The following is a 3,217-nucleotide window of genomic DNA, read 5'->3' on the forward strand; positions in this document are numbered from 1 at the left end:
GGTGATTATTGTTGTTGCAGGAATACCGGCATTACTTAGATCCAGACCAGCCGGAGCTGAAACTGTTTTTAGCGAAGGAATGGCAAATGCATTTTGTCCGACAGTTGTTACTGTGCTGGGAATGTATAAGTCTTCAACATAGGCTACTCTGGGGCAGTAAAATGCCTGACTTTCAATGGTTGTTAAACCTTCATTTAGAATGATTTCTTCTAAAGCATCTGAGCCATTAATATTGTTTCTTTGATCATAAAAAGCCTGTCCTTTTATGGTTTTTAATGTTGAAGGAGTTCTGATGCTTTTAATATTTTGTCCGAAAAATGCAGATTCTCCTATTTCTTCAAGCCCTTCATTAAAAAGTACTTTTATGATTTGGTATGACATACCTGTATAAACAAAGGCGGATGGAAGGATTTTTTTTGTATCGGCAGGAATAGTAACTGCTGCTGCTGAGCCAAGTAATCCGGCTTCGGTAAAAAAGGGCACTACTTTTTCAATACTTTCAATAGAATCCTGGATGATTTTTTCATCCTTATGCCAGTAAGAGTCCAGTAAAGCCCAGAAATCTTCCTGTACAGGCTTGTCTCCGTTTTCAAATAAGAGTTTTAAACCTTCTTTTGTTTTCATAATAAAATTGTGTGATTTTGTTTGATTAATTAATAGGTTATGATTGAAGAGCCTTTAGTAGAATCTCTTCAGGTTTTAGTCTAATTTTATAGTGATTACTGACTGCACACTTTACAATTACGTTTTCATATTTTTTATAGATTTTTAGACATAGTTCTGGCTGTCCGGCATTTTGTGAATGATAGATTCAAAGGTGTATTTGAATGATTATAGGATACTGCTAGGTGTTTTGATTTGGTGTTTCAAAGGTAATTCCGGACAGCGTCAGAACTTGTCGTGTTATAATGTATTTAGTATATATTTTCTTCAGGAATTGCATTTTCGAAGTCTTCCCTGAAAAAACTTTCAATGTCATTGAGATAGTTTTCATAGTCCATCTCAGCATGTTCGATATCGCTCCACTCAATAGTATAGAGATCTTCATCGAAAAGGATATCTGGATTGTGATCTGGTGTTTGCATGTTTTGTGTTTTAAGGTTGAGGTGATGTTTTGAACATATTTCTGGCTGTCCAGCATTAATAAATGTTGAATTCAAAGGCTTTTTAAAATTTTAATGATTGTTTTTTGTGTCTTTGTTTATACTCCAAAAGTAGTAGGAGAAGACGACAAAACTTGACGTGTTTTAAAAACTTTTTTTATTTTTTAAATATTAGCGATTTAACTTATATGGGTCCTTTATAAGGTAAAAAGCTTATATTTTATTTTTGATCAATTTCTGTACAATTTGATTCAGAATTTCTCTGTTATCATCGATATAGCTTAATCCTGCCTGAATCAGGTTTTCAATGTTTGATCTTCTGACATTGTCCATTGCCGGAGATGCATTTTTCAACGAAGGATTCAGACGGTAATAATTTTTCTGGTTTCGCTGGCCTAAAGTCTGAAACATCTGGCAAAGCTGATAATCTACAGTTTCTGCATTTGCAGACATTAATATATCTATGATTGGATTTACCCAGCCTATTTTTCCCGACTTTTGAAGTTTTCTGAAAGAATAAGGTTTAGCCTCAATACCCGTTCCGATAGAAACGATAATCATATCATTTACACCGGGATGATTAGCCTTCTGATGGTTCTTCAATACTTCTGCAAAAGGAATTTTTCGGGCTTCCGCATAAGCGCAAAGTGAAGGATTATTGGCAAACATGCCACCGTCAATCAGGCTGAAGATCTGCCCGTACATCGATTTGATCTGCACGGGACTGAAATAAGTAGGAGCTGCTGCTGTCGCTCTGCAGATATCTTTTACATAAAAGTTATCCGTACTCAGATTAGCCTCCCAGGAATTAAAAAGTTTTGCTCTTCTGTTTTCAATATCATAACTGGTTATTAAACATGGTTTTATAAATTCTTTAAGTTCAAGCTGTCCAAAAAAGTCATTCAGATTTTTTTCAAGTGCATCCTGAGAAATTTTTTCATTAAGCAGGCCAAACGGATTGACCAGTTTTTCCCAAAAAGAAACCTGAAAGATGTCGCCTCCCTTTTCAGCGTATAATTCTAGCCCTTTCTGGATAGAATATTTCGCCTTTCGGTGTTCATCGGGACATAGAATAATAGAAGCAATCAGTCCTCCTGTACTGCTTCCTGCAACCAGATCAAAATAATCACCAAGTTTGGCGCCCGGATTATCATGATACTGAAGCTGTTCCTCTATGTAGCGGAGAATAATACAGGTGATAATACCTCTTATTCCGCCCCCGTCCAAAGAAAGAATGGTTGTCTTTTTCATGTGATGTTTTGTTGGTTTTAAAAGAAAAATTAAGGTCCTGAGACAACTAAAACCAACTTTCTGCCTATAAAAGCGGATGTTGGTTTTAGTATTTGAGATCTCAGGTAACTAACATTTTCTTACAAAACAAAGGTAGGGCGGGGAAGCGACAGAACTTGTCGTATTATAATTATTTTCAAATAAAAGGGAATTAAAATAGGATATAATTTTGTTTATCTTTTGGCATCTTGGATAATATTCTCCAGCTCGTTTTCACCAATCTTTTTTTAGTCTGTATATTCTTTTTTTCGAAGTGGGGAAGGTCTTTGAAGGTCTTCCAGTTTCCACCCCAGTCCCAGCCGTGGCGTGCAAAAATTTTCACACATTCGTACCAGTCGGCCACCCTGTCATTGTCCCAGTCTTTCACCGTGTCCCAGCTTGCAACCTTACCGTCAATCATCAGGCAGATATCAACAGCAAGCCCGTAATTATGGATGCTCTGGCCGGCTTTGGCATTTGTTACTTTTTTTCCGGACGTAATTCTTCCGATAGCGTACAGTTTTTCCTGTTCTTCAAAAGATCTCAGGCCTTGGGTGATTCTTACTTTGGCTCTTCCGGTAAGGGCTTCATCGCATTCTTTTATGATCTGTTTTACTTCATCTCTTACAGAAGGGTGAAGCTTATTTATTCTTTCTGACGTTACTTTATCCATGATTCATTATTATTTATGAAACAAAAGTATAGGTTAAGGGCGACGGAACTTGACGTGTTTAATGATAATATTAAGAGCCTGTTTAAATTTTATTCAATAATAATTTTATAGCAGATAATTTGACCATGTTTTCAGAGGATTCCATTAGGAGTTCGTAATTTCTACATAGTCT

General features: G+C 36.3%; 4 protein-coding genes. All 4 read right to left on the minus strand.

What is annotated here, in order from left to right; genetic code table 11:
* Window positions 1–624, minus strand: a 624-nt coding sequence (locus DRF61_RS22355; protein ID WP_157963425.1) for a leucine-rich repeat domain-containing protein, incomplete at its 3' end; no start/stop codon positions are given.
* A gap of 290 nt (window positions 625–914) precedes the next feature.
* The gene (locus tag DRF61_RS22360) at window positions 915–1,085 is read right to left on the minus strand and encodes a hypothetical protein (protein ID WP_157963426.1); all 171 of its coding nucleotides are present in this window, start codon (window positions 1,083–1,085) and stop codon (window positions 915–917) included.
* A gap of 231 nt (window positions 1,086–1,316) precedes the next feature.
* The gene (locus DRF61_RS22365; RefSeq protein ID WP_111961066.1) at window positions 1,317–2,354 is read right to left on the minus strand and encodes a patatin-like phospholipase family protein; all 1,038 of its coding nucleotides are present in this window, start codon (window positions 2,352–2,354) and stop codon (window positions 1,317–1,319) included.
* A gap of 190 nt (window positions 2,355–2,544) precedes the next feature.
* Complete coding sequence (locus DRF61_RS22370) at window positions 2,545–3,045, minus strand: M15 family metallopeptidase (RefSeq protein ID WP_111961067.1); 501 nt, start codon at window positions 3,043–3,045, stop codon at window positions 2,545–2,547.
* Window positions 3,046–3,217: the final 172 nt, after the last annotated feature.

Source organism: Chryseobacterium lathyri, from assembly GCF_003290185.1.
Taxonomy (GTDB): Bacteria; Bacteroidota; Bacteroidia; order Flavobacteriales; family Weeksellaceae; genus Chryseobacterium; species Chryseobacterium lathyri.